General features: G+C 67.7%; 25 protein-coding genes and 1 riboswitch. Of the genes, 16 read left to right on the forward strand and 9 right to left on the reverse strand.

What is annotated here, in order from left to right; translation table 11 throughout:
* Positions 1-17: 17 nt before the first annotated feature.
* The gene (gene proS, locus PGN12_12870; protein ID MEH3104783.1) at positions 18-1,547 is read right to left on the reverse strand and encodes a proline--tRNA ligase; all 1,530 of its coding nucleotides are present in this window, start codon (positions 1,545-1,547) and stop codon (positions 18-20) included.
* A gap of 89 nt (positions 1,548-1,636) precedes the next feature.
* Here proS and PGN12_12875 point away from each other — a divergent pair, with 89 nt between their 5' ends.
* Entirely contained in the window at positions 1,637-2,536 is a 900-nt protein-coding gene (locus PGN12_12875; protein MEH3104784.1) for a DMT family transporter, read from the forward strand.
* Positions 2,537-2,550: 14 nt separating this feature from the next.
* Here PGN12_12875 and PGN12_12880 read toward each other — a convergent pair whose 3' ends face one another.
* From PGN12_12880 to gcvT, 5 genes are all read right to left on the reverse strand, one after another.
* Positions 2,551-3,522 carry an IS110 family transposase gene (locus PGN12_12880; protein MEH3104785.1) on the reverse strand — a complete coding sequence of 324 codons (972 nt, stop codon included), beginning with the start codon at positions 3,520-3,522 and terminating at the stop codon, positions 2,551-2,553.
* A 307-nt stretch (positions 3,523-3,829) separates the two neighbouring features.
* Positions 3,830-5,626, reverse strand: a complete 1,797-nt coding sequence (gene gcvPB / locus PGN12_12885) for an aminomethyl-transferring glycine dehydrogenase subunit GcvPB (GenBank protein MEH3104786.1) — start codon at positions 5,624-5,626, stop codon at positions 3,830-3,832.
* Entirely contained in the window at positions 5,623-6,981 is a 1,359-nt protein-coding gene (gene gcvPA, locus PGN12_12890; protein MEH3104787.1) for an aminomethyl-transferring glycine dehydrogenase subunit GcvPA, read from the reverse strand. The genes gcvPB and gcvPA overlap by 4 nt, the downstream gene beginning before the upstream one ends.
* Positions 6,982-7,132: 151 nt before the next feature.
* Positions 7,133-7,504, reverse strand: coding sequence for a glycine cleavage system protein GcvH (gene gcvH / locus PGN12_12895; protein MEH3104788.1), 372 nt, complete (start codon positions 7,502-7,504; stop codon positions 7,133-7,135).
* A 2-nt stretch (positions 7,505-7,506) separates the two neighbouring features.
* Positions 7,507-8,670 carry a glycine cleavage system aminomethyltransferase GcvT gene (gene gcvT, locus PGN12_12900; GenBank protein MEH3104789.1) on the reverse strand — a complete coding sequence of 388 codons (1,164 nt, stop codon included), beginning with the start codon at positions 8,668-8,670 and terminating at the stop codon, positions 7,507-7,509.
* Between the two features lie 164 nt (positions 8,671-8,834).
* Positions 8,835-8,937: riboswitch (glycine riboswitch) on the reverse strand.
* Between the two features lie 141 nt (positions 8,938-9,078).
* Between gcvT and PGN12_12905 the strand changes: the two genes are divergently transcribed.
* The gene (locus PGN12_12905; protein MEH3104790.1) at positions 9,079-9,993 is read left to right on the forward strand and encodes an FkbM family methyltransferase; all 915 of its coding nucleotides are present in this window, start codon (positions 9,079-9,081) and stop codon (positions 9,991-9,993) included.
* 56 nt (positions 9,994-10,049) lie between these two features.
* Positions 10,050-10,313, forward strand: coding sequence for a hypothetical protein (locus PGN12_12910; protein MEH3104791.1), 264 nt, complete (start codon positions 10,050-10,052; stop codon positions 10,311-10,313).
* Here PGN12_12910 and PGN12_12915 read toward each other — a convergent pair.
* Together PGN12_12915 and PGN12_12920 are read right to left on the reverse strand one after the other, a co-directional pair.
* Complete coding sequence (locus tag PGN12_12915; GenBank protein ID MEH3104792.1) at positions 10,306-11,490, reverse strand: MFS transporter; 1,185 nt, start codon at positions 11,488-11,490, stop codon at positions 10,306-10,308. The two genes, PGN12_12910 and PGN12_12915, sit on opposite strands and share 8 nt — an antisense overlap.
* A gap of 269 nt (positions 11,491-11,759) precedes the next feature.
* Positions 11,760-12,953: a PQQ-dependent sugar dehydrogenase gene (locus tag PGN12_12920; protein MEH3104793.1), complete on the reverse strand. Its 1,194-nt coding sequence runs from the start codon at positions 12,951-12,953 to the stop codon at positions 11,760-11,762.
* A gap of 179 nt (positions 12,954-13,132) precedes the next feature.
* Here PGN12_12920 and rimP point away from each other — a divergent pair, with 179 nt between their 5' ends.
* From rimP to PGN12_12935, 3 genes are read left to right on the forward strand one after another with little or no spacing between them, the layout of a single operon-like run.
* Entirely contained in the window at positions 13,133-13,753 is a 621-nt protein-coding gene (rimP, locus tag PGN12_12925) for a ribosome maturation protein RimP (GenBank protein ID MEH3104794.1), read from the forward strand.
* Entirely contained in the window at positions 13,753-15,372 is a 1,620-nt protein-coding gene (gene nusA, locus PGN12_12930; protein ID MEH3104795.1) for a transcription termination factor NusA, read from the forward strand. The genes rimP and nusA overlap by 1 nt, the downstream gene beginning before the upstream one ends.
* Entirely contained in the window at positions 15,372-15,602 is a 231-nt protein-coding gene (locus tag PGN12_12935; GenBank protein ID MEH3104796.1) for a 4-oxalocrotonate tautomerase family protein, read from the forward strand. Before nusA ends, PGN12_12935 begins: the two co-directional genes overlap by 1 nt.
* 88 nt (positions 15,603-15,690) lie before the next feature.
* On the opposite strand, the gene PGN12_12940 is transcribed toward PGN12_12935, so the two are convergent.
* Entirely contained in the window at positions 15,691-16,002 is a 312-nt protein-coding gene (locus PGN12_12940) for a GIY-YIG nuclease family protein (protein MEH3104797.1), read from the reverse strand.
* Between the two features lie 128 nt (positions 16,003-16,130).
* On the opposite strand from PGN12_12940, the gene PGN12_12945 reads away from it, so the two are divergent.
* The 10 genes from PGN12_12945 (at position 16,131) to rpsO (ending at position 23,792) form a co-directional block, all read left to right on the forward strand.
* A complete protein-coding gene (locus tag PGN12_12945) occupies positions 16,131-16,838 on the forward strand; it encodes a DUF448 domain-containing protein (protein ID MEH3104798.1) in 708 nt (235 codons plus the stop codon).
* Positions 16,839-19,673, forward strand: a complete 2,835-nt coding sequence (gene infB, locus PGN12_12950) for a translation initiation factor IF-2 (protein MEH3104799.1) — start codon at positions 16,839-16,841, stop codon at positions 19,671-19,673.
* 127 nt (positions 19,674-19,800) lie between these two features.
* Complete coding sequence (rbfA, locus tag PGN12_12955) at positions 19,801-20,184, forward strand: 30S ribosome-binding factor RbfA (protein ID MEH3104800.1); 384 nt, start codon at positions 19,801-19,803, stop codon at positions 20,182-20,184.
* A gap of 21 nt (positions 20,185-20,205) precedes the next feature.
* Positions 20,206-20,481, forward strand: a complete 276-nt coding sequence (locus PGN12_12960) for an AbrB/MazE/SpoVT family DNA-binding domain-containing protein (GenBank protein ID MEH3104801.1) — start codon at positions 20,206-20,208, stop codon at positions 20,479-20,481.
* Entirely contained in the window at positions 20,478-20,867 is a 390-nt protein-coding gene (locus PGN12_12965) for a type II toxin-antitoxin system VapC family toxin (protein MEH3104802.1), read from the forward strand. Before PGN12_12960 ends, PGN12_12965 begins: the two co-directional genes overlap by 4 nt.
* Complete coding sequence (locus PGN12_12970) at positions 20,867-21,445, forward strand: thymidine kinase (protein ID MEH3104803.1); 579 nt, start codon at positions 20,867-20,869, stop codon at positions 21,443-21,445. The genes PGN12_12965 and PGN12_12970 overlap by 1 nt, the downstream gene beginning before the upstream one ends.
* 255 nt (positions 21,446-21,700) lie before the next feature.
* The gene (locus tag PGN12_12975; GenBank protein MEH3104804.1) at positions 21,701-21,859 is read left to right on the forward strand and encodes a hypothetical protein; all 159 of its coding nucleotides are present in this window, start codon (positions 21,701-21,703) and stop codon (positions 21,857-21,859) included.
* A gap of 54 nt (positions 21,860-21,913) precedes the next feature.
* Positions 21,914-22,606, forward strand: coding sequence for a site-2 protease family protein (locus PGN12_12980; GenBank protein MEH3104805.1), 693 nt, complete (start codon positions 21,914-21,916; stop codon positions 22,604-22,606).
* A 2-nt stretch (positions 22,607-22,608) separates the two neighbouring features.
* Positions 22,609-23,502 (forward strand): tRNA pseudouridine(55) synthase TruB, encoded by an 894-nt coding sequence (gene truB, locus PGN12_12985; GenBank protein ID MEH3104806.1) that lies wholly within the window; start codon positions 22,609-22,611, stop codon positions 23,500-23,502.
* Positions 23,503-23,522: 20 nt separating this feature from the next.
* Positions 23,523-23,792, forward strand: a complete 270-nt coding sequence (rpsO, locus tag PGN12_12990; GenBank protein ID MEH3104807.1) for a 30S ribosomal protein S15 — start codon at positions 23,523-23,525, stop codon at positions 23,790-23,792.
* Positions 23,793-23,996: the final 204 nt, after the last annotated feature.

The raw sequence follows: 23,996 nt of genomic DNA on the forward strand, positions 1-23,996 counted from the left end.
GGCGACGGCTGCAAAGGTCAATACGCGCGCCCGACCAGCACGCGTTCGACCGCGGTGTCGCCGGTGAAGATGCACGCACCGTCCGCGGACGCCTGCCCCATCGGCGCGTTGCGCAGGGTCAGCTTGAGCGCCTTCAGCCGCTCGACCACCGCGTCGAGCGCCGCGCCGGTCGGGCGCGACCATTGCACTTCCAGCCAGCCGGGGTTCTTCGCGCCCTCCGCGAAATGCGTCTCGACCTGCGACCAGTCGCTGGCCGGCGCGATGTTCGCCTCCAGCCGTGCCTTCGCCTGATCGAACAAGGTCTGCTGGATGTCGGCGAGCAGCGTCGCGACCCCGCCCGCAAAGCCGTCGCGCGCCACCGCCGCGCTGTCGAGCTTGCCGTCTTCGCGGTACAGGCGATCGCGGCGGATCACCGAAATATTGCCCGCCGCCATGTCGCGCCCGCCGACCTCGATGACGAGCGGCGCGCCCTTCTTGATCCAGCCCCAGCGCTTGTTCGTCGCCTTGACCGGCTTGAGGTCGAGCAGCGCGCGTACCGGCTCGCCGAACGCGCTTTCCGCCGCCAGTGCCTGCTGCAACGCGCGGCAATAGCTCACCAGCGCTTCATCCTCGGGCGCGTCGCGCAGCATCGGGACGATCACCACCTGCCACGGCGCGACGCGCGGCGGCACGCGCAGCCCGTCGTCGTCGCCATGCACCATGATGAGCGCGCCGATCATCCGCGTCGACACGCCCCAGCTTGTGGTCTGGGCATGTTCCAGCTGCCCCTCGGCATTTTGGAAGCGGATGTTCTGCGCCTTGGCGAAATTGGTGCCGAGGAAGTGCGACGTGCCGGCCTGGAGCGCCTTGCCGTCCTGCATCATCGCCTCGATCGACCAAGTGCCGACCGCGCCGGGGAAGCGCTCGTTCTCGGGCTTCTCACCCGCGATCACCGGCACCGCCACGCAATTCTCCGCAAAGTCGCGATAGACTTCGAGCATCTTGAGCGTTTCCTCGCGCGCCTCGTCAGCGGTGGCGTGGGCGGTATGCCCCTCCTGCCAGAGGAATTCGGCGGTGCGCAGGAACATGCGCGTCCGCATCTCCCAACGGACGACGTTCGCCCATTGGTTGATGAGCACCGGCAAATCACGCCACGATTGCACCCAGCGCGCGAAGGCGTGGCCGATCACCGTCTCGCTGGTCGGGCGGACGACGAGCGGCTCCTCCAGCTTCGCGGCGGGGTCGGGAACCAGCCCGCCCTTCCCGTCCGCGATCAGCCGGTGGTGCGTGACGACCGCCATCTCCTTCGCGAAGCCTTCGACATGGCTCGCTTCCTGCTCGAAATAGCTGAGCGGGATGAAGACCGGGAAATAGCAATTCTCGTGACCGGTCGCCTTGATGCGGTCGTCGAGCAGCCGCTGGAACCGCTCCCAGATGCCATAGCCCCATGGCCGGATGACCATGCAGCCGCGCACGCCCGATTCCTCGGCCATATCGGCCTCGGTGATGACGGATTGATACCAGGCGGCGAAGTCGGCCTCGCGGGTGACGGGGAGCGCATGTTTCATGCGCGCGGCGATAGCGGCAAAAGCGCCCGCTCGCCAAGCGGCAACGCGCGGGGTTCCTTTGGCGGAGTGCGGCGGTTAGGGACGGCACCATGTCGGGTGATCGCGTCCTGAAGGGCATCGCCCTGCGCCTGCTGGCGATTTTCTTTCTGTCCACCATGTCGGCGCTGGTGAAGCTGGCCGAGACGCGCGGCGCGTCGCTGCCCGAAACGATGTTTTGGCGACAGGCGTGCGCGTTGCCGGTGGTGCTGGCGTTCGTCGCGACGACGCGCGGGTTGGGGTCGCTGCGGACGGCGCGGATCAAGGGGCATCTGGCGCGCTCGCTGGTGGGCGTGGTCGGCATGGTGTTCACGTTCGGTGCGGTACTGCTACTGCCGCTCGCCGAGGCGACGACCTTCCAGTTCACGGTGCCGATCTTCGCGACGATCCTCGGCGCGCTGGTGCTGGGCGAACGCACCGGCGTGCAGCGCTGGAGCGCGGTGCTGGTCGGGTTCGCGGGGGTGCTGATCGTCGCGCAGCCGGGGAGTGGCGCGCATGTGCCGCTGTTCGGGGCGATCGTCGGGTTGCTGGCGGCGCTGTTCGTCGCTTTGGTCGCGATCCTGCTGCGGCAGTTGCGCGACGAGCCGTCGGGCACGACGGTATTCTGGTTCTCGGTGCTGACGCTGCCGCTGATCGCGGTACCCTACGCCTTCCACCTCAAGGCGCACGATCCGCTGACGTGGCTGAACCTCGCCGCGATCGGAATGGTCGGGGGCTGCGGGCAATTGGCGCTGACCGGGGCGGCCAAGCTGGCGCCGGTGACGACGGTGGTGCCGATGGACTATTCGGGACTGATCTGGGCGACGCTGTACGGCTGGCTGCTGTTCGGGGTGCTGCCGAGCGCGATGACGTGGGTGGGCGCGCCGGTGATCATCGCGAGCGGGCTGTTCATCGTGTGGCGCGAGCAGCGGCTGGGGAAGCAACAGACGGTGACCGCCGCGCCGGAGGATTGAGCGTGGTCACGTCATCAACTCAGTTGCGCGGCATCATCGCGGATTTTAGCGTTGGCGATGGTGATGAGTTTTCGCATGGCGGCGGTTAGGGCGACGATGGGTTTTTTGCCGCTGTCACGGAGGCGCTGGTAGAAGGCCTTGATGTCGGGCGCGAAGCGGACGGCGGAGAGGGCAGCCATGAAGGTGACGCGCCTGACCTCCGGGCGGCCGCCGCGGGTGCGGCGATAGCCATCGACGGTGCCGCTTTGGCGGGGATGGGGTGCAAGGCCGGCGAGGCTGGCGATCTGGCGCCGTCCGAGCGTGCCGAGTTCGGGCAGGAGGGCGATGAGCGCCGCGGCGGTGGTCGCGCCGATGCCGGGGATGGTGCGCAGGACGCTGGCGGTGCGGGCGAGTGATGCGCAGCCGGCGAGCAGCGCCTCGATCCGGGCCTCGAGCGCGGCGATGGCCTGGTCGTGCGCGGCGACCAGCGCGCGCAGCTCGGCGGCGACCGGGCCGGCGCCGGGGGCCTTGAGGCGGTTGGTGCACGCGGTGCGGGCACGGACGAGATCGCTGCGGGTGTTGACCAGCGTCGCGAGCTCCTGGCGGTGTTCATCGCGCGGGTGCCAGCGGTCGAGGCGCTCGTGGCGCTCCTGCCCGTAGCGCGCGAGCGCACGGGCATCGAGCGCATCGGTCTTGGCCAGCGTTCCCAGCGAGCGGATGAACGCCTTGACGCGGCGGGCATCGGCACGGTGGATGGCATGGCCGGCGCGTGACGCCGCCGCGAGCAGCGCGGCCTCGTAGCCGCCGGTCGCCTCGCAGACCAGCAGGCGCCCGGGCGGCAGCGCGGCGGCAAAGGCGTCGAGCGCAAGCGGCGTGTTGGCGATGGTGGTGGCGCGGCCGGTGACGCTGTCGAAGACGGCGATGCCGGCCTTGCCGACGTCGCAGCCGACGAACCCGGTCGGCGTGGTGGCGGCGGCGTCAGTGGCGGGGTTGGCGGAGCGGGTCATGACGGTTATCCTCGGCGATAGCCTGCGATTGTCTGCGGGCGTCGTCGAGCGGCCCCTGCAACTCACCAGGCGTGACGGGAAGCGGGCAACCGACCGGGATGACGACGGGCGAAAAGCCCTATTGCGAGACGGCCCGGTTGCCCGCGCCCGGCATCAGGTGGCCACCTGATGCCGGGCATCCCGCTCATGCAGGACACCACCCCCCTACGTCATCTCCAACAGACAATTGCGAGCGTAGCGAAGCAATCCAGCGCCCAGCGCGCGACGCTCTGGATTGCTTCGCTACGCTCGCAATGACGATATCGACCTACTCCGCCGCCTCGGCCTGCGCGACCGGCGGCTTCCACGTCAGCACCGGCTTGCGCGCCGCGAGCGTCTCGTCGAGGCGCGCGCGGGGGGCAAAGTGCGGGGCGGTCTTGAGCGACGGGTCGCCGGCCTTCGCCCGCTCCGCCACCGAGCGCAGCGCGCCGATGAACTGGTCGAGCGCGGCGCGGCTCTCGGTTTCGGTCGGCTCGATCAGCATCGCACCGTGAACGACCAGCGGGAAATACATGGTCATCGGGTGGAAGCCTTCGTCGATCAGCGCCTTGGCGGCGTCGATCGTCGAGAAGCCGGCGGCGAAGCCCTTATCCGAGAAGATCGCCTCGTGCATGCACGGCCCCGCCCCCGCGAACGGTGCGTCGAGCACATCCTCCAGCGAGCGCAGCACGTAATTGGCGTTGAGTACCGCATCCTCCGCGACCTGCTTCAACCCGTCCGCGCCGTGGCTGAGGATATAGGCGAGCGCGCGGGTGAACATGCCCATTTGGCCGTGGAACGCGACCATGCGGCCGAACGTGTCGGGATGGTCGTCGCCAGCGAGCATGTGGTCGCCGTGTCCCCCGGACACGGCTGAACCGTGCGGGGCACGGTTCACCACATGCTCTTCCTCGATCAGCTGGATGTGCCCGTCGGCCATCCGCGCGGTGAACGGCAGCGGGCCGAACGGCGCGAGCGCCTCCGAGAGCACCACCGGCCCCGAACCGGGCCCGCCGCCGCCGTGCGGGGTCGAGAAGGTCTTGTGGAGGTTGATGTGCATCGCATCGACGCCGAGGTCGCCGGGACGGACGCGCCCGACGATCGCGTTGAAGTTCGCGCCGTCACAATAGACGTAGCCGCCCGCTTGGTGGACCGCGTCGCTGATCTCCTTAAGATCACGCTCGAACAGCCCGCAGGTGTTCGGATTGGTGATCATCACCGCCGCGACGTCCGGCCCGAGCCGCGCCTTGAGCGCCGCGGTGTCGACGCGCCCGTCGGCGGTGGCGGGAATGTCCTCGACCGTGAAGCCCGCGAAGGCGGCGGTCGCCGGGTTGGTGCCGTGCGCGCTCTCGGGCACCAGCACGACCTTGCGGTGGCCCTCGCCACGCTTTTCCAGCGCCGCCTTGATGCACAGGATTCCGCACAGCTCGCCATGCGCGCCGGCCTTGGGGCTCATCGCGACGCCGTACATGCCGGTCAGCTTGATGAGCCACACCGCCAGCTCGTTGATGACGCCCAGCGCGCCCTGCACTGTGTCGACCGGCTGGAGCGGGTGGATGTCGGCGAAGCCCGGCATCCGCGCCACCTTCTCGTTCAAGCGCGGATTGTGCTTCATCGTGCACGAGCCGAGCGGGAACAGCCCGAGGTCGATCGCGTAATTCTGGCGGCTGAGCCGGGTGTAGTGGCGCACCGTCTCCTGCTCCGACAGGCCGGGCAGCCCGATCTCGCTCTTGCGCGTCAGGTCGCCGAGCCGGTCTAGCCCCCTCCCCTTTGGGGAGTTCCGGGTCGAATGTGCCCCCGGCACATTCTCAACATCGCGGGGCGATGTTGACCCGGAACTGGTTGGGTGAGGGGTCGAGGTCTCACCGAGACCAGCCTCTCGGTGAGACACCGACCCCTTACCCCGGCCCTCTTCCCAAAGGGGAGAGGGAGCATCGGCGAAGTCGACGCCGGTCGTCTCGGTCGAGCCGATCTCGAAAATCAGCGGCTCTTCGAGCATCAGTGCCTTGTTGCCGGTGAAGGTCGGTGCGGCGTTGCCGCCGGCGATCGGAGCGGTCGGCTTCCAGCCGCTTGCGTTGATGCTCATGCCAGTGCCTCCTGAAGCGCGGTCGCCAGCGCCTCGATATCCTCGTCGGTCGCCGTCTCGGTGACGGCGACGATCAGCCCGTTCGCCAGCGCGTCCTCGCCCGGGTACAGCCGCCCGAGCGACACGCCCGCCAGCACGCCCTTGTCGGCGAGCGCGCGTACCACCGGCCGCGCCTCCTGCCCGATGTCGAGCGTGAATTCGTTGAAGAAGGTGTCGTTGACGACGCGCACGCCCGGCACCTTCGCCAGCCGATCGGCGGCACGGCACGCGCCCGCGTGGTTGAGCGCCGCGAGCCGCCGCAGCCCCGCCTCGCCCAGCAAGGTCATGTGGATCGAGAACGCCAGCGCACACAGCCCGGAATTGGTGCAGATGTTGCTGGTCGCCTTCTCGCGGCGGATATGCTGCTCGCGGGTGGAGAGCGTCAGCACGAAGCCGCGCCGCCCCTCGGCGTCGACGGTCTGCCCGCACAGCCGGCCCGGCATCTGGCGGACGTATTTCTCCTTGCAGCCAAACAGACCGACATAGGGTCCGCCGAACTGCAGCCCGACGCCGAGCGACTGGCCCTCGCCGACGACAATGTCGGCGTCCATCTCGCCCGGCGAGCGGATCGCGCCGAGCGCGACCGGCTCGGTGACGACGGCGATCAGCAGCGCCTTTTTCGCATGGCAGGCATCGGCGAGCGGGGTCAGGTCGGCGATGCGGCCGAGGATGTCGGGATATTGGACGACGACGCACGAGGTGTCGTCGTCGATCTTCGCGATCAGCGCGTCGAGATCGGTGTCGGCACCCAGCGTCGGCAGCGCGGTGTCGAGCACATCGCCGGTGTACTTGGCCATCGTCTTCGCGACCGAGACGTAATGCGGGTGCAGCCCGCCCGACAGGATCGCCTTGCCGCGCCGCGTGATCCGCCGCGCCATCCCGATCGCTTCCCAGCACGCGGTCGACCCGTCGTACATGCTGGCGTTCGCGACATCGGTGCCGAGCAAGGCGGCGACCTGCGTCTGAAACTCGAACAGCATCTGGAGCGTGCCCTGCGCGATCTCCGGCTGGTACGGCGTATAGGCGGTCAGGAATTCGCCGCGTTGGATCAGGTGATCGACGCTGGCGGGGACGTGGTGGCGATACGCACCCGCGCCGAGGAAAAACGGCACCTCGCCCGCGACGGTGTTCTTGCGGGCGAGCGCGGCCATGTGGCGCTCGACCGCCAGCTCGCTGGCGTGATTGGGGAGGTCGTGGATCGGGCCGTCGAGCCGCGCGGCGTCGGGCACGTCGGCGAAGAGTTCGTCGATCGACGATGCGCCGATGACGGCCAGCATGTCCTGGCGGTCGGTGGGGGTAAGGGGCAGGTAGCGCATTCTGTCATTCTCCCCCCTCCCCGGCGGGGAGGGGTCGGGGGAGGGGTAGCGTCCCGGGGGTACGGGCAGCGGCAGGCGAGACGGCGACCGTCCTACGAGCACGCGCCCCTCCCCCACCCCCCTCCCCGCAGGGGAGGGGGCTATGGTTACATCACAGCTTCGCGACGAAGGCGGCGTAGGCGGTTTCGTCCATCAGCGCGTCGAGCTCGGAGGCGTCCGACAGCGTGATCTTGAAGAACCAGCCGTCGCCCTCGGGATCGCTGTTGACCAGCGCCGGCTCGTCGGTCAGCGCCGGATTGCCTTCGAGCACATTGCCGGAGACGGGCGAATAGACGTCCGACGCGGCCTTGACGCTCTCGACCACCGCGGCTTCGTCGCCCTTCGACAGCGAACGGCCCGCGTCAGGCACTTCGACGAACACGATGTCGCCCAGCTGACCCTGCGCATAGTCGCTGATGCCGACCGTGCCGGTGTCGCCATCGACGTCGATCCACTCGTGATCCTCGGTGAAATAACGGCTCATCTTTACTTCACTCCTCGGAAGTAGCGGTGGGGAACGAACGGCATCGCGGTGACGGTGGCGCGGTGCGCCTTGCCACGCTGCGACAGGGTAACGACGGTGCCGGGCGCGGCATCCGCAAGCGGGACATAGGCCATTGCGATCGGCGCGCCGACGGTCGGCGCGAAGCCGCCGCTGGTGACCCGGCCGACGACCGCGCCCGTGGTGTCGACGACGTCGGCGCCTTCGCGGACCGGCTGACGCCCCTCGACCAGCAGCCCGACGCGCTTGGTGGCGGGGCCATTCTCGCGCTCGGCGAGGATGCGCGCCGCACCGGGGAAGTCGGCGGCCTCGCGGCGGCGCTTGAACAGCGCGAAGCCGAGATCGGCCTGTACCGGGGTGATCGCGGGATCAAGGTCGTGGCCGTAGAGCGGGAGCCCCGCCTCCAGCCGCAGCGAGTCGCGCGCGCCGAGCCCGATCGGCTTGATCTCCGGCTGCGCGACCAGCGCATCGGCGAACGCCTCGGCGGCCTCGGCGGGCACCGACATCTCCACGCCGTCCTCGCCGGTATAGCCCGAGCGGCTGATCCACAAAGCGTGGCCGTTCCACTCGAACGCGCCCGCCTGCATGAAGGTCAGCGCCGCGACGCCGGGCACCAGCCGCGCCACCGCCTCGACCGCCTTCGGCCCCTGCACGGCGAGCAGCGCGTGATCTTCCATCATGTTGAGTGTGATATCGTCGGGCAGATGCTCGACCAAGTGCGCGACATCGTCGTACTTCGTCGCGCCGTTGACGACCATGTAGATGCGATCCGCGGCTTGCGGCGTCAGCATCAGATCGTCGAGCACCCCGCCCTCTTCGTTGAGGAGTAGCGAGTAGCGCGCCTTGTTGAGCGGCGCATCGCTGATCGCGGCGGGCATCAGCGCCTCCAGCGCGGTGGCGACGCCCTCGCCGGTGATCGACAGCTGGCCCATGTGGCTGACGTCGAACAGCCCGGCATTCTCGCGCGTCCAGAGGTGCTCGGCCATGATGCCTTCGTACTGGACGGGCATGTGGTAGCCGGCGAACTCGACCATCCGGCCGCCCTTCGCGCGATGCCAGGCGTCGAGCGGGAGCGTCAGTATCTCCAGCGGCTCGAAACCGTCGTCTTCATGGGTGCCGCCATGGTGGAGAATGGGCGTATCGCTCATCACAGGTCTTCCGTCGCAAGAGGCCGGTCGCGCCGAGCCGAAGCCCGTTGACGATCCGAATGCCCCCTCTGTCACGGAACCTGAGAGCTTTCCCCGGCCGCGCCGGGTTACCCCTTCGGTGGGCGCACGAGGCAAAGCCCATGCGCCGCTTTCCAGAGTGTCGATCGGCCGGCGCGGTCCCTGCTGCCTGAGAGATTCCGGGGTGGTTGCTCCTTCGGCGGCGGCTGATGACCTGAAAGGCCGGCCGCGCTCTCCCGCGCCTGCCCATGCCCCTTGCGCGGCATCGACTGAAGCGCCCTCTACGCCCGCCGTGGCACGAGTCAATCGCGGAATGCGCGTCACGGCGCTGGCGTCGTGCACCAACCTCCGCCACTATCGAAGAGTCGGATTGCGGAGGGGGGAATCTGGATGTCGGACACACTGAAGGGAGTGGCGATCGCCTCGAAAAAGGCCGTCCATCGGTTGCTCATCGCGCCATGGCAGCGGCGGCGCTGGGCGGCCGCGCGCGAGCCATTCGACCACCGCACGCCGGAGGGGCTGACCTTTCGGCTGTACCCGCACGAGTATGTCGATTCCTTCATCTATCAATTCGGCATCTACGAGCGGCAATATCTCGATTTCCTGCTGAAGGTGTTGCCGCGCGACGCGGTCATGCTGGATATCGGCGCGAACATCGGCAATCACGCGCTGTATCTGGCGCCGCATATCGCCGCCATCCACGCGTTCGAGCCCAATCCCGTCACGTTCGCGAGGCTGAAGCACAATGTCACGCGCAACGCGCTGGATGATCGGATCACGCTGCACCACATCGGACTGGGCGACGACGAGGGAATGTTTCGCTTCGCCTCGAACGTGTCGGGCAATCTCGGCGCGAGCGGCTTCCTGCGCGACGACGCCGCCACCGACGCGCGCGTCGAGGTGATCGAGTTGCCGATCCGCCGCGCGGATGATTACGTCGCCGGGCTCGATCTATCACGGATCGACTTCGTGAAAATGGACGTCGAGGGGTGGGAAGCGTCGGTGTTTCGCGGGCTGGCCGGCACGATCGCGCGCTATCGGCCCATTGTGGCGTTCGAATATCACGGCCACGAACAACCCCGTAGCGACTTCGACGCGATCGCCGCCGCGCTGCCGGGCTATATCATCGTCGATCCGACCTTCGCAGCGGCGAAGGCCAGTTACGCCGCAAAGGCGCTATGGGCGATCCGCCGCGCAGGCTGGCCGGAGTTGCGCCGCGTCACCGAGCCGGAGCCGCGCACCTACGAGAGCTTGCTGGCTTTTCCCGATGAGGAGATGCTCGCGAGGTTCGATCGCGGCGACTGATGTGGAGCCACTGCCGGTCCCATGGCGTTGCGGAATATTGGAGAAGGAGATCGCTTATGGACACTGCCACCTCCCCGGTCGTCGAGCGGATCGCGCGTGTGCTGGCCGCTCAGCATTTGAGCGCCAACGGGCATGGCACGGTCGAGTCGCCCAGCGCTTTGGTCGACGCGCAGTGGAAGGATCACCGCGATGACGCGATCGCGGTGCTGCATACGATGCGCGCGCCGAGCCCGGCGATGGCGGCGGCGGGCGATGTCGCGGTGTGGGAACGGATGGTGCTGGCGGCGATCGCGGAGGCGAAGCCCGGCATCGTCATGTAGCGGCGCGGCGGTCCACTGCCCACGATATGGCGAGGACGACCAGCCCCGCGACCGCGAGCGCCGCGCCGACCGGGCCGGTCGAGGTCCAGCCCCAGCCGGCGGCGATCGCCATCCCGCCCAGCCACGGCCCGAGCGCATTGGCGGTGTTGAACGCCGAATGGTTGAGCGCGGCGGCCAGTGCCTGCGCGTCGCCAGCAACGTCCATGAGCCGGGTCTGAAGTACGGTGCCCAGCGACCCGCCGATCCCGATCGCGACCATCGCGATCAGCACGGTCGCGAAATGCTGCGCGGCGAGCGGCCAGAGCAGCAGCGCGGCGATGCTCCACACCAGCACCGCGGCGGCGGTGGGCAGCAGCGCGCGGTCGGCGAACTTCGGGACGATCAGGTTGCCCGCCGTCATCCCGACACCGAACGCGGCGAGCGCGAACGGCACCATGCGCGGGCCGACCTGCGTTACCGCCGCCATCGTGTCGGCCAGATAGGTATAGACCGCGAACAAGCCCCCGAAACCGATCGCGCCAATACCGAGCGTCAGCCACACCTGCGGCCGCTTGAGCGCGCGCAGTTCCGATAGCGGGCTCGCCGCCGGGTCGCCACGATCGCGCGGCGCGAAGAACGCGACCAACGCGGCGGTGAGCGCGGCCAGACCGGCGACGACGATGAAGCACGAGCGCCAGCCGAGCAATTGTCCCATGAAGTTGGCGAGCGGCACGCCGATGATCGTCGCGACCGTCAGCCCCAGCATGACGCGCGCCACCGCCTGCGTCCGGCGGCCCGCATCGACCAGCGATGCCGCGACCAGCATCGCAATCCCGAAATAGGCGCCGTGCGGCAACCCGGCCATGAAGCGGAACAGCATCATCCAGCCATAGCTCGGCGCAAGCGCCGACAGGCCGTTACCGACCGCGAAGAGCGTCATGAGCGCGATCAACAGGTGCCGCCGCGCCATTCGCGCGCCGAGCACCGCCAGCAGCGGCGCACCGACGACCACGCCTAGCGCATAGGCACTGATGACATGCCCGGCGGTGGGCGCGTCGACGCCCAGGTCGCGTGCCATGTCGGGCAGCAGGCTCATCGTCGCGAATTCGGTGGTGCCGATCGCGAACCCGCCGACCGCGAGCGACAAATGGATCAAGCCGACGGGTGCATTGCGCACGTCGGCGATGGCGGTGGCCATGCGATTTCCCCGATTTCGGCTGTTCTGGTAAGCCGCATAGCTGGCGATGCTGCGGTGCAGCGTCAAGAGGGCTGTCGGTCGTTCCAACCCAACCGTCGCTCCTGCGCAGGCAGGAGCCTATGGCTGTTCGTGGAGGCTTGGAAGGTCTGACACGAGGCGCAAGGGATGTGTGTCAGGCTGTTCGCGACATTCGACAGACATAGGCCCCTGCCTTCGCAGGAGCGACGGGGTGGGCTGGATGGTCACATGCCCCCACTATCATCCCGGACCTACGAAGCCGGCGTCAACCGCAGCAACCGTCCTTGCGAGTCGCCGCCATCCTCCAGCACGTAGATCGCGCCGTCCGGTCCCTGCTCCACCTCGCGGATGCGCGCGCCCATCGACCATTGGTCGCCCTTGCTCGCATTGGTCCCGTTCAGATCGACGCGCACCAGCGCCTGCGAGGACAAACCGCCGATGAACGCGTCGCCCTTGTATTGCGGGAACAGGTCGCCCGAATAGATCATCAGCCCGCCCGGCGAGATCACCGGATTCCACCACACCTTCGGCGCTTCGTAACCGTCCCCGGCGGCGTGGTCGGGAATGTCGCTGCCGTCGTAATTCGAGCCGTTCGAGACGTTCGGCCAGCCATAATTGCGCCCGGGCAACACCAGGTTCAGCTCGTCGCCGCCCTTCGGTCCCATCTCCTGCTGCCACAAATTGCCCTGCGCGTCGAAGGCGAGGCCGAGCAGGTTGCGATGGCCGTAGCTCCATACCTCGGGGAGGAAACCCTGCGCCGCCAGCGGGTTGTTCGCCGCCGGCTTGCCTTCGGGCGTGAGCCGCAGCACCTTGCCGAGCGAGCCGCTTTTGTCCTGCGCCGGCGTGAACTTCTGTCGATCACCATTGGTGAAGAACAGATATTGGCCATCGGGCGAGAAGGCGATCCGTCCCGAATAATGGCCGTCGCCGGTCACCAGCGGCGTGGCGCGGTACAGCGTCTCGATCGACGTCAGCCGCTCCGCACCCGCCTCGCCCGACAGGATTCCGCGCGCGAGCACCACACCCTTGCCGCCCTGCCCGGCCGCCGAATAGCTGAAATAAACCCGCTTGCTGGTCGCGAAATCGGGGGCGAGCACCACGTCCATCAACCCGCCCTGCCCTTCGGAATCGACATCGATCGTTGCGATCGTCCGTCGCGACGCCCCGTCGGCGGCGACGAGCAGCAACGCGCCCTTCTTCTCGGTGACGAGCATCCGGCGATCCGGGAGAAACGTCATCGCCCAGGGCGCGTCGAAGTCGGCGATCACGGCGCGGGCAAAGGGCGTGCCCGCGACCGGCGTGCCGCTTGGCGAGGGCGAAGGGCTCGGCGCGGGTGCGGGGGCGACCGGGGCGTCCGCGATCGGCTGCACCGCGGGCGAATCTTCACCGTTGCAGGCCGCTGCGGCGCTGAGCGCGACGGCGGCGAAGGCGATACGGTACAGCAACCCTTTTCTCCTTTTCACGTCAATTTCACCCAACAAACCCGTGTATCCGCCATTGTTCCCCTGCTGTCGCCTAGGTGCTTGCGAGGGTGGCAGACCGGCGCTATATGGACCGTGCTTTCTCTTACATCGTCAGGTGATAAGGGGCTGCGGGGCTCGCTCCGCGGCGGCAAGAAACGCATGTGCGGCAGGTGCTTTTGAACGACATCACTCCCCTCGTCCGGTTGATCGAGCCAGAGGCCGACGCGCTCGGCTTCGCACTGGTGCGCGTCCGGCTGTTCGGTAAGGACGACGAGCGCACGTTGCAGATCATGGCCGAGCGGCCCGACACGCGGCAGCTGACCATCGACGATTGCGCCGAACTGTCGCGCCGCATCTCGGACAAGCTCGACGCGCTGGAAGAGGCCGGCAAGGACCCGATCGAGGGCGCGTACCGGCTGGAAGTGTCGTCGCCCGGCATCGACCGCCCGCTGACCCGCCGGCAGGACTTCACCGACTGGGCCGGGCATGAGGCGCGGATCGTGCTGACCGAGGCGGTCGACGGGCAGAAGCAGTTCAAGGGCGACCTGGAAGGCATCGACGCCGACGGGATGATCGCGATCCGTCACCCGCGCACCGGCGTGCTGGAGCAGGTGCCGTTCGCGCTGATCGCCGATGCCAAGCTGGTGCTGACCGATCGCCTGATCGCGGCCACCGTCCCGCTCTCGATGGAGGGCGCGGAAGAAGAGATTCAGATAACGTCCACGGACGATAGTGACGACATGTCCGCGCACGCGGACGGGGAAGAAGAGGAAATCCACTGATGGCCACCGGCGTCACCGCCAATCGTGCGGAGCTGATCGCGATCGCCAATTCGGTCGCTTCCGAGAAGATGATCGACAAGGCGATCGTCATCGAGGCGATGGAGGACGCGATCCAGCGCGCCGCGCGCACGCGTTATGGCCAGGAAATGGACATCCGCGCGAAGCTGGATCCGAACAACGGCGACCTGCGCTTGTGGCGCGTCGTCGAGGTGGTCGAGCTGGTCGACGACATCTACAAGCAGGTCGACGTCAACGGCGCGCAGAAGCTGCAGCCGGGCGCGAGCGTCGGCGACTATCTGGTCGATCCGCTGCCGCCGATCGAATTCGGCCGCATCCAGGCGCAGGCCGCCAAGCAGACGATCTTCCAGAAGGTTCGTGATGCCGAGCGCGAGCGCCAGTATGAAGAGTTCAAGGAGCGCGCCGGCGAGATCATCACCGGCGTCGTCAAGCGCGTCGAGTTCGGGCATATCGTCGTCGACCTCGGCCGCGCCGAGGGCGTGATCCGCCGCGACGCGCAGATCCCGCGCGAAGTGGTGCGCGTCAACGATCGCATCCGCTCGCTGATCCTGAAGGTGGTGCGCGAGAACCGCGGCCCACAAATCTTCCTGAGCCGCGCGCATCCCGACTTCATGAAGAAGCTGTTCGCGCAGGAAGTGCCCGAAATCTATGACGGCATCATCGAGATCAAGGCCGCGGCGCGCGATCCGGGCAGCCGCGCCAAGATCGGCGTCATCTCGCATGATTCGAGCATCGATCCGGTCGGCGCGTGCGTCGGCATGAAGGGCAGCCGCGTGCAGGCGGTCGTGCAGGAGATGCAGGGCGAGAAGATCGACATCATCCCGTGGTCGCCCGACACCGCAACCTTCGTCGTCAATGCGTTGCAGCCGGCGAACGTCGCGCGCGTCGTGATCGACGAGGAAGAGGACCGCATCGAGGTTGTCGTGCCCGACGATCAGCTGAGCCTCGCGATCGGCCGTCGCGGCCAGAACGTGCGTCTCGCCAGCCAATTGACCGCCAAGGCGATCGATATCCTGACCGAAACCGACGCCAGCGAGAAGCGGCAGCAGGAGTTCGTCAAGAACTCCGAGACCTTCCAGAACGAGCTGGACGTGGACGAAACGCTTGCGCAGCTGCTGGTCGCCGAGGGCTTCGGCGCGCTGGAAGAGGTCGCCTATGTCGAGCTCGACGAGCTGGCCGGGATCGAGGGCTTCGACGAGGATCTCGCGCAGGAACTGCAGAGCCGTGCGCAGGAAGCGCTCGACCGCCGCGAGCAGGCCAATCGCGAGGAGCGGCAGGCGCTGGGCGTCGAGGATGCGCTGGCCGAGCTGCCGTATCTGACCGAGGCGATGCTGGTCACGCTCGGCAAGGCCGGGATCAAGACGCTCGACGATCTCGCCGATCTGGCGACCGACGAGCTGGTCGAGAAGAAGCGCGCCGAGCCGCGCCGCCGCAACGACGATGCGCCGCGCCGCACCGATCGCCCGGAGAACAAGGGTGGCGTGCTGGGCGAGTACGGGCTGAGCGAAGAGCAGGGCAATGAGATCATCATGGCCGCGCGCGCGCACTGGTTCGACGACGAGCCGGCGGCCGAGCCGGCGTCGGAGGATCAGGACGCCTGATGCCGTTCGTATCGATCCGACTGGCGGGGACGGCGACGCGCGAGCAGAAAGCGGCGATCGTGGCGGACGTCACGACGTCGCTGGTCACGCGGCTGGGCAAGAACCCGGCCGCGGTGCAGATCGTGATCGAGGAAGTGTCGACCGAGAATTACGGCGCGGGCGGCCAGTTGCTGGCCGACCGCGACGCGCCCGTTGCCAAGGGAGACGCACATGCGGACCCCCGACAATGAGACGCTGACGCTCGACCGTCATGCCGGGCTTGTTCCGGCATCCACCTTTGCCACGATCTCATCGTCTGCTGGTTGGCGACCCGACTGGTCATGCCCGGATAAATTCGAGGCCGAATGCGATCGCGAGGTCGTCCCAATGCGGATTGTCGCGCTCGATCAGATTGAGCTTCCACGTGCGCGGCCATTTCTTGATCCGCTTCTCGGCGGCGATGGCCGCGTCCATCGTGTCGGCGATCTCGGACCAGACGAGATGTTTGACGGCGTAACGCTCGGTGAAGCCACCAAACGTGCCGTCGCGATGCTGCATGACGCGCCCGATGAGGTTGGCGGTGACGCCGACGTAGAGCGTGCCGTTCCTTCCGCTGGCCATGATGTAGACGCAAGGTTGCCGCTCTCTCACACCGTTCTCCCCTCGTCATGCCGGGCTCGTCCCGGCATCCACCGTTCCGCACGATCATGCACGGTCAATGTTGCGGCACCGTGGACCCCGGAACAAGTCCGGGGTGACGGAAGCAGGGAGGCGCGCGCATGACAGACTCCGAACGCTCCTGCATACTTACCCGCGAGCGCGCGTCGCCCACGGCGCTGATCCGCTTGGCACTCGCCCCTGACGGGCGGGTGCTGCCGGACGTGCGCGCCAAGGCACCGGGGCGCGGTGCGTGGATCGGGGTCGATCGCGCCGAACTCGAACAGGCGATCGCCAAGGGTAAGCTGCGCGGTGCGCTCGCGCGCGCATTCAAGACCGGCGAGGTCACGATCCCCGACGATCTGCCCGCGCTGATCGCCGCCGCGCTGGAGCGCAACGCGCTCGACCGGCTGGGGCTTGAATCGCGTGGCGGGACGGTGCTGACCGGCGCGGAGCGGATCGAAACCGCGGCGCGCTCGGGCAAGCTCCACGCGCTCTATCATGCCGCCGACGCCGCCGAGGACGGCTGCCGCAAGCTGGCGCAGGCGTGGCGCGTCGGGTCTGATCGCGAAGGTTCCGACGTCAGGGGCTTGGCACTGCCGGTGGCGCGCCCCATATTGTCGTTGGCGCTGGGCCGCGAAAATGTGGTACACGTCGGCGTCATCGACCGCGCTGCGGCCAAACGACTCAGCGAAGCGCTCGATCGTTGGCTGCACTTTATCGGCCCTGATCTGAATACAGCACCTTGCGCTACGGCCGCGCAAGGCGCATCGGCGCCCGGCATTGCCGGGGCGACCGCTACCGGCCGTGAGACTGCACGAGGAATTTGAGTGAGCGAGACCGACAACGACAAGCCGAAACTCGGAATGCGCCAGCCGCTGGGGCTCAAGCGCACGGTCGAGACCGGCAAGGTGAAGCAGAGCTTCAGCCACGGCCGTAGCAATACGGTGGTGGTCGAGGTGAAGCGTCGCCGCGTGCTCGGTCCGCAAGGCGGTGCGCCCGAGGCGGCGAACCCGGCGCCCGAGCCGACGCCGGCACCCGCCGCGCCGGTCGCTCCCGCGCGTCCCGCACCGCGTCCGCCGGTTTCGAACGAGACTCCGCAGGAGCGCCAGGCGCGTCTGCTGCGCGAGGCCGAGGACCAGCGGATGCACACGCTGGAGGAAACCCGCCGTCGCGAGGACGCCGAGCGCCAGCGCGCCGCCGAGGACGAGCGTCGCCGCGCCGAGGAGCGCGCGCGTGCCGAAACCGAAGCGACGGCCAAGGCTGCGGAGCCGACGCCGGCCCCCGCCCCGGCCACGCCGGAGCCGACCGCCGCACAGCCTGCTCCCCCCGCAGCCCCGACGCCAGCGCCGACGCCCGTCCCTGCGCCGGTCGAGGCCGCTACGCCCGCGCCGGTTGCGACGCCAACCCCGACGCCCGCTCCGGTCGCCGAAGCTGCACCCGCGCCGGCCGCTCCTGCGCCGACCCCGGCACCTGCGCCGGCCCCCGCGCCGCGTGCTGCACCGACGCCGGTGCCCGCGCCGACGTTGGGGCTCGGTCGCGATCCGTCGATGCCTGCGCCGCGCCGCTTCTCGCCGGTCGCGCGCCCCGAGATCCCGAAGCCGCAGCCCAAGCCGGCCCCGGCTCCCGCTGCCGCGTCCGCTCCTGCCGCTTCGACGAACGGGGCGACGGGCGGCGGCAGCAGTGCACCGCGCAGCCTGCCCAGTGGTCAGGCGACGCCGCGCAACAACAGCCCGGCGCGTCCGCAGCAGCGTGACCGCAAGGGCGATGAGCGTCGCGGCGGCAAGCTGACCGTCACGCGTGCGCTCAACGAAGACGGCGCGCGCGCCCGCAGCCTCGCCGCGCTGAAGCGCGCGCGAGAGAAGGAGAAGCGTGGCTTCGGCGGCCCGCGCGAGCCCCAGGCCAAGCAGGTCCGCGACGTGCAGGTGCCCGAGGCGATCACGGTGCAGGAACTTGCGAACCGCATGGCGGAGCGTGGGGCCGATCTGGTCAAGACGCTGTTCAAGATGGGCATGCCCGTCACGATGACGCAGACGATCGATCAGGACACCGCCGAGCTGCTGGTGACCGAATTCGGCCACAACATCGTTCGCGTCTCGGATTCGGACATCGATCTCGCGATCGACACCACCGAGGATGCGGCGGAGACGTTGCAGACTCGTCCGCCGGTCGTGACGATCATGGGCCATGTCGACCACGGCAAGACCTCGCTGCTCGACGCGCTGCGCGGCACCGATGTCGTGCGCGGCGAGGCCGGGGGCATTACCCAGCATATCGGCGCCTATCAGGTGACGCTGAAGGACAAGTCGAAGATCACGTTCCTCGATACGCCGGGCCACGAGGCGTTCACCGCGATGCGCGCGCGGGGTGCCGACGTGACCGATATCGTGGTGCTGGTGGTCGCCGCCGACGACGGGCTGATGCCGCAGACGATCGAGGCGATCAACCACACCAAGGCGTCGGGCAAGCCGATGATCGTGGCGATCAACAAGATCGACAAGCACGAGGCAAATGCCCAGCGCGTCCGCGAGCGGCTGCTCGAGCACGACATCCAGGTCGAGATGATGGGCGGCGAGACGCAGGACGTGGAAGTCTCCGCGCTCAAGAAGATCGGGCTCGACGAATTGATCGAGAAGATCCAGCTTCAGGCCGAACTGCTCGACCTCAAGGCGAACCCGGATCGCGCCGCCGAGGGCAGCGTGATCGAGGCCAAGCTCGACAAGGGCCGTGGTCCGGTCGCGACCGTGCTGGTCACGCGTGGTACGCTCAAGGTCGGAGACGTGTTCGTCGTCGGCGCGGAAAGCGGCAAGGTCCGTGCGCTGGTCGACGACAAGGGGCGGCAGCTCAAGGAAGCGGGTCCGTCGATGCCGGTCGAGGTGCTCGGCCTGTCGGGCACACCGTCGGCGGGCGACCAGTTGCAGGTCGTCGAGAACGAGCAGCGGGCACGCGAGGTCGCGGAATACCGTCAGAGCGTGCTCACGCAAAAGCGCACGACCTCGGCACCGACCAGCCTCGAGAACATGTTCTCGGCGCTGCGCGCGAACGCCGCGATCGAATATCCGCTGGTCGTGAAGGCCGATACGCAGGGCACGGTCGAGGCGATCGTCGCGTCGATCAACAAGATCTCGACCGATCTGATCCGCGCACGCGTGCTCCATTCGGGTGTCGGCGGGATCACCGAGAGCGACGTGACGCTGGCGGGTGCCAGCGGCGCGCCGATCATCGGCTTCCACGTCCGCGCCAACGCCAAGGCACGCGAGATCGCCGAGCGGCAGAAGGTGGCGTTGAAATACTATGACGTCATCTACGACCTGATCGACGAGATCCGCGCCGGCATGGCGGGCGAGCTCGGGCCGGAAGCGTTCGAAACCGTCGTCGGTCGCGCGGAGATCCGCGAGGTCTTCTCGGCGGGCAAGCACGGCAAGGCGGCGGGTCTGCTGGTCACCGAGGGTGTCATCCGCAAGGCGCTCAAGGCGCGCATCACGCGCAACGACGTCATCATCTACAATGGTGAGATCGCATCGCTGCGCCGCTTCAAGGACGACGTGCCGGAAGTGCGTGCGGGTCTGGAGTGCGGCGTCACGTTCACGCAGAACTTCGTCGACATCAAGGCCGGGGATTATCTCGAAACCTTCGAGGTCGAGCTGCGCGAGCGCACGCTGTAATCGACTGTAAATTGCCCTCTCCCCTCCGGGGAGAGGGTTGGGTGAGGGGCCGACACGAACGCTGGTCTCGGTGAGACACCCTCCCCTCACCCCGCCCCTCTCCCCAGAGGGGAGAGGGAGATCGTTAATGACCGACAAACCCGAAAAGTCTGTCCGAACGCTGCGCGTCGGCGAGCAGGTCCGGCACATCCTGTCGGAAATCCTCCAGCGCGGCGACGTGCACGACGAGACGCTCGCCAGCCATATGGTCAGCGTTACCGAAGTGCGCATGTCGCCCGACCTGCGCCATGCGACGGTGTTCGTGAAGCCACTGCTCGGCAAGGACGAGGAAGCGGTGCTTAAGGCGCTGCGCACCAACACCGCCTATCTGCAACGCGAGGTCGCGACCCGCGTGAAGATGAAATATGCCGCGCGGCTCAAGTTTCTGGCCGACGAGAGCTTCGACGAAGGCAGCCATATCGATGCCCTGCTCCGCCGCCCGGAGGTGGCGCGCGATCTTGACGGGGAATGAGGTAAGACGCATCTTACCGGAATGAATGCGCGCACCACTTTGTCGGCCAAGGGGCAAGTCGTCATCCCCAAGGATGTGCGGGACTCGCTGGGGCTCCATGCGGGGCAGCAGCTTGACGTCATTTGTTCGGGCGATGCGGTGCTTCTCCGTCCTACACCCGTAAAAAGCGGCCAGTCGGCTGACGAGGTTGCGGCTCGGATCCGCGAACTAGCCGCCTCTTACCGGGGACCGCCCGTGTCGATCGACGACATGAATGCAACGATCGCGGATCACTGGGCGGCCGGCGGTCGGCAATGAAGGCGATAGACACCAATGTAGTGGTTCGTCTGTTGATCGGCGATGATCCTGCGCAACAGGCGATCGCGAGGGCATTGCTGAACGCCCCGGTGCTGGTCACGATCACCGTCATGATCGAAAGCGCGTGGGTCTTGCGCTCACGTTATGGCTTTGATCGAGAGACTGTGGCGGCGCTGCTGGACGCCTTTCTAGACTATCCGAACGTGCTTGTGCAGGCGGAGGCGCGGGTTCGCTGGGCCTTGGCACGCTATCGCAGCGGCGGCGACATTGCGGACCTTCTTCATATTGCGGCCGCCGAGCCCGCCGACCGGTTCGCCACCTTCGATCGCGGTATCGCCCCGGCAGCGGGCAACGATTGCCCGCTTACGGTCGAGACGCTCGCCTGATGGCCAAGCTCTATTTCTACTACGCCAGCATGAACGCCGGCAAGTCGACCAACCTGCTGCAAGCCGACTTCAACTATCGCGAGCGCGGGATGGCGACGATGCTGTTCACCGCGGCGGTCGACGATCGCTTCGCCGCCGGGACGATCGCGTCGCGGATCGGGCTGTCCGCGCCTGCGACGATGTTCGATCCAACGACCGACATCGCCGGCTGCGCGCTGCGACGCCATGCCGAAACGCCGCTCGCCTGCGTGCTGGTCGATGAGGCGCAGTTCCTGACCGCCGCGCAGGTCGACCAGCTTGCCGCGCTGGCGGATCGCGCCGGGATACCGGTGCTCGCGTACGGGCTGCGCACCGACTTTCGCGGCGCGCTGTTTGAGGGATCGGCGCGGCTGCTGGCGCTGGCGGACGCGCTGGTCGAGATAAAGTCGGTGTGCGAATGCGGGCGCAAAGCGACGATGAACCTGCGGGTCGATGCCGACGGCCGGCCGGTCGCCGAAGGGCGGCAAACGGAGATCGGCGGCAACGATCGATACGTCGCATTGTGCAGACGGCATTTCGGCGAGGCGTTGGAACAGTAAGGCTACGGCCAATCGACATTCTATGTTCGCCTGCCCCCCTCGTCATTCCGGACTTGATCCGGGATCCAGCCTCTTTTTACTTCAGTGGCTAAGAAGAAGCTCGGCCCTGGATCAAATCCGGGGCGACGCACGAAAGGGATTTCCGGATCAGAAACGACGACGCGACCGGTCCTGACGGCTTGAACGTCACGCAATCCCAGCCAAATCGAGCTACTCGGCGCTTGCCTCCCTGTCACGAACCGACAACCTACAGCGATGACGATCTTCGGCGAGGTGGTAGTAGAGGTGGTCCAGAGCCTCTGGAGCAATTCGGTCGACGCGGCATATAAGCGCTGGGGTTGGAAGGGCGGCATCGTCACCTTCTTTGGCCCGGTTGCACTCCTGGCTTTGCTGGTGTGGGCAGCCCACCATTAGCAAGCACGTCTTCTCTCCTAGCCATCCCCCCGCCCTCGCCCTATCTGCGCGGGCATGAACCCGAACGGCATCATCTGGTCGGCGGCGATCTGGATCATTCCGCTCGTCATCGCGATCGTCTTCCACGAGGTGGCACATGGCCTCGCCGCGCGCGCACTCGGCGATTCGACCGCGCAGGAGCAGCGGCGGCTGTCGCTCAACCCGCTGCGCCACGTCGATCCGATCGGCACCGTCGCGCTGCCGCTGTTGCTCGCGATCGCCAAGGCGCCGGTGTTCGGCTGGGCGAAGCCGGTGCCGGTCGATGCGCGGCGCCTCCCCCATCCGCGCCGCGACATGATGCTGGTCGCGCTGGCCGGGCCGGGATCGAACCTCGTGCTGGCATTGGTCGGCGCGGTGCTGCTGGGGCTGTTCACGCGTGACATCTATGGCGTCGCGCCGGGGAGCGTCAGCGCGTTCGTCGCCGCCAATCTGCTCAACTTCGTCATCATCAACGTCTTTCTGGCGATCTTCAACCTGATCCCGCTGCCGCCGTTCGACGGCGGGCATGTCGTGGCCGGCCTGCTTCCGGAACGGCTGGCGCAGCGCTGGGACGGCCTCGCGCGGTTCGGCTTCCCGCTGCTGATCGTCCTGTTGCTCGTGCTGCCGGCGCTGGTGCCGGGCGCCAACATCGTCCAGCGACTGGTTGCCCCGCCCGCACAGGCGCTCGCCGACTGGTATCTGGCGCTGGCGGGAGCGCTCGGCGCGTGACGCTGCACGGATGGCTGATCCTCGACAAGCCGCTCGGGCTCGGCTCGACGCAGGGCGTCTCGGCCGCGAAGCGCGGCTTGCGCAACGGCGGCTATGGCAAGGCCAAGGTCGGTCATGGCGGTACGCTCGACCCGCTGGCGACGGGCGTGCTGCCGATCGCGATCGGCGAGGCGACCAAGCTGGCTGGGCGGATGCTCGACAGCGACAAGGTCTATGATTTCACGATCCGCTTCGGCGAGCAGACCGACACGCTGGACGCCGAGGGCAAGGTGATCGCGACCAGCGAGGCGCGTCCGACCGCGGCGGCGTTGGCAGCGATCCTGCCAAGCTTCAACGGCCCGATCGCGCAGGTACCCCCCGCTTACTCCGCGCTCAAGGTCGACGGCCAGCGCGCCTATGACCTCGCCCGCGCCGGCGAGGCGGTGGTGCTGGCGACGCGTGACGTCACGATCCACGCGCTGACGCTGGCGACCACCTCCGACGACGGACCGCTCGAAGAGGCGACGCTGACGGCGCATGTCTCCAAGGGCACGTATATCCGCAGCCTCGCGCGCGACATCGCGCTGGCGCTCGGCACGGTCGGCCATGTCAGCTACTTGCGCCGCACGAAGGCCGGGCCGTTCTCGCTCGATCAGGCGATTACGCTGGACAAACTGGACGAAGTCGCTAAGGCGCGCAGCCTTGAACACATTCTCCTGCCATTGAGCGCAGGGCTGGACGACATCCCGGCTCTCGTACTCACACCCGACCAGGCAGGGGCGCTCCGTCAGGGGCGTGTACTGGCCGGGATCGCCGCCGACGACGGTCAGGCCTTTGCCATGCTGGGGGAATTACCCGTCGCACTGGTCGAGGTGGAGCAAGGCTCCGTCCGCGTCGTCCGGGGCTTCAACCTGTAGAAGATGTCGTAGGAACCCATATGTCGATTACCGCAGAACGCCGTCAGGAAGTCATCAAGGACAACGCCCGCGCCGAAGGCGACACCGGTTCGCCCGAGGTCCAGGTCGCGATCCTGACGGAGCGGATCAAGAACCTGACCGAGCACTTCAAGGGCCACGCCAAGGACAACCACTCCCGCCGCGGCCTGCTGATGATGGTCAACAAGCGGCGCTCGCTGCTCGACTATCTCCGCAAGAAGGACGGTGACCGCTATCTGGCGCTCATCGCGAAGCTCGGCCTCCGCAAGTGAAATAAAGGCGCCGCAAGGCGCCTTTATTTCATCCCGACGCCGATTCGGGATCCAGCAAGTACGAGCGCAGGAGCGCTCTTCCAGCCGCTGGAGCTGGACCCCGGCCTTCGCCGGGGTGACGATGGGGGAAGGACAATACGGTCCAACCTCCGAGCCGCTACTGGCTCACTCGCAGGCCCCCCTCGCATCGGGCGCGGGGAGTGA

This window comes from Sphingomonas phyllosphaerae, from assembly GCA_036946405.1.
Classification (GTDB): domain Bacteria; phylum Pseudomonadota; class Alphaproteobacteria; order Sphingomonadales; family Sphingomonadaceae; genus Sphingomonas; species Sphingomonas phyllosphaerae_D.

Excerpts from the sequence above, each read along its gene's own strand:
- gcvT (MEH3104789.1), bottom strand. The coding sequence starts at position 8,670 with ATGAGCGATACGCCCATTCTCCACCATGGCGGCACCCATGAAGACGAC.
- gcvPA (MEH3104787.1), bottom strand. The coding sequence starts at position 6,981 with ATGCGCTACCTGCCCCTTACCCCCACCGACCGCCAGGACATGCTGGCC.
- PGN12_12905 (MEH3104790.1), top strand. The coding sequence starts at position 9,079 with ATGTCGGACACACTGAAGGGAGTGGCGATCGCCTCGAAAAAGGCCGTC.
- proS (MEH3104783.1), bottom strand. The coding sequence starts at position 1,547 with ATGAAACATGCGCTCCCCGTCACCCGCGAGGCCGACTTCGCCGCCTGG.
- PGN12_12875 (MEH3104784.1), top strand. The coding sequence starts at position 1,637 with ATGTCGGGTGATCGCGTCCTGAAGGGCATCGCCCTGCGCCTGCTGGCG.
- rpsO (MEH3104807.1), top strand. The coding sequence starts at position 23,523 with ATGTCGATTACCGCAGAACGCCGTCAGGAAGTCATCAAGGACAACGCC.
- rbfA (MEH3104800.1), top strand. The coding sequence starts at position 19,801 with ATGACCGACAAACCCGAAAAGTCTGTCCGAACGCTGCGCGTCGGCGAG.
- PGN12_12880 (MEH3104785.1), bottom strand. The coding sequence starts at position 3,522 with ATGACCCGCTCCGCCAACCCCGCCACTGACGCCGCCGCCACCACGCCG.
- PGN12_12935 (MEH3104796.1), top strand. The coding sequence starts at position 15,372 with ATGCCGTTCGTATCGATCCGACTGGCGGGGACGGCGACGCGCGAGCAG.
- nusA (MEH3104795.1), top strand. The coding sequence starts at position 13,753 with ATGGCCACCGGCGTCACCGCCAATCGTGCGGAGCTGATCGCGATCGCC.
- PGN12_12965 (MEH3104802.1), top strand. The coding sequence starts at position 20,478 with ATGAAGGCGATAGACACCAATGTAGTGGTTCGTCTGTTGATCGGCGAT.
- PGN12_12970 (MEH3104803.1), top strand. The coding sequence starts at position 20,867 with ATGGCCAAGCTCTATTTCTACTACGCCAGCATGAACGCCGGCAAGTCG.
- PGN12_12915 (MEH3104792.1), bottom strand. The coding sequence starts at position 11,490 with ATGGCCACCGCCATCGCCGACGTGCGCAATGCACCCGTCGGCTTGATC.
- PGN12_12945 (MEH3104798.1), top strand. The coding sequence starts at position 16,131 with ATGACAGACTCCGAACGCTCCTGCATACTTACCCGCGAGCGCGCGTCG.
- PGN12_12960 (MEH3104801.1), top strand. The coding sequence starts at position 20,206 with ATGAATGCGCGCACCACTTTGTCGGCCAAGGGGCAAGTCGTCATCCCC.
- PGN12_12910 (MEH3104791.1), top strand. The coding sequence starts at position 10,050 with ATGGACACTGCCACCTCCCCGGTCGTCGAGCGGATCGCGCGTGTGCTG.
- PGN12_12975 (MEH3104804.1), top strand. The coding sequence starts at position 21,701 with ATGACGATCTTCGGCGAGGTGGTAGTAGAGGTGGTCCAGAGCCTCTGG.
- gcvH (MEH3104788.1), bottom strand. The coding sequence starts at position 7,504 with ATGAGCCGTTATTTCACCGAGGATCACGAGTGGATCGACGTCGATGGC.
- PGN12_12980 (MEH3104805.1), top strand. The coding sequence starts at position 21,914 with ATGAACCCGAACGGCATCATCTGGTCGGCGGCGATCTGGATCATTCCG.
- gcvPB (MEH3104786.1), bottom strand. The coding sequence starts at position 5,626 with ATGAGCATCAACGCAAGCGGCTGGAAGCCGACCGCTCCGATCGCCGGC.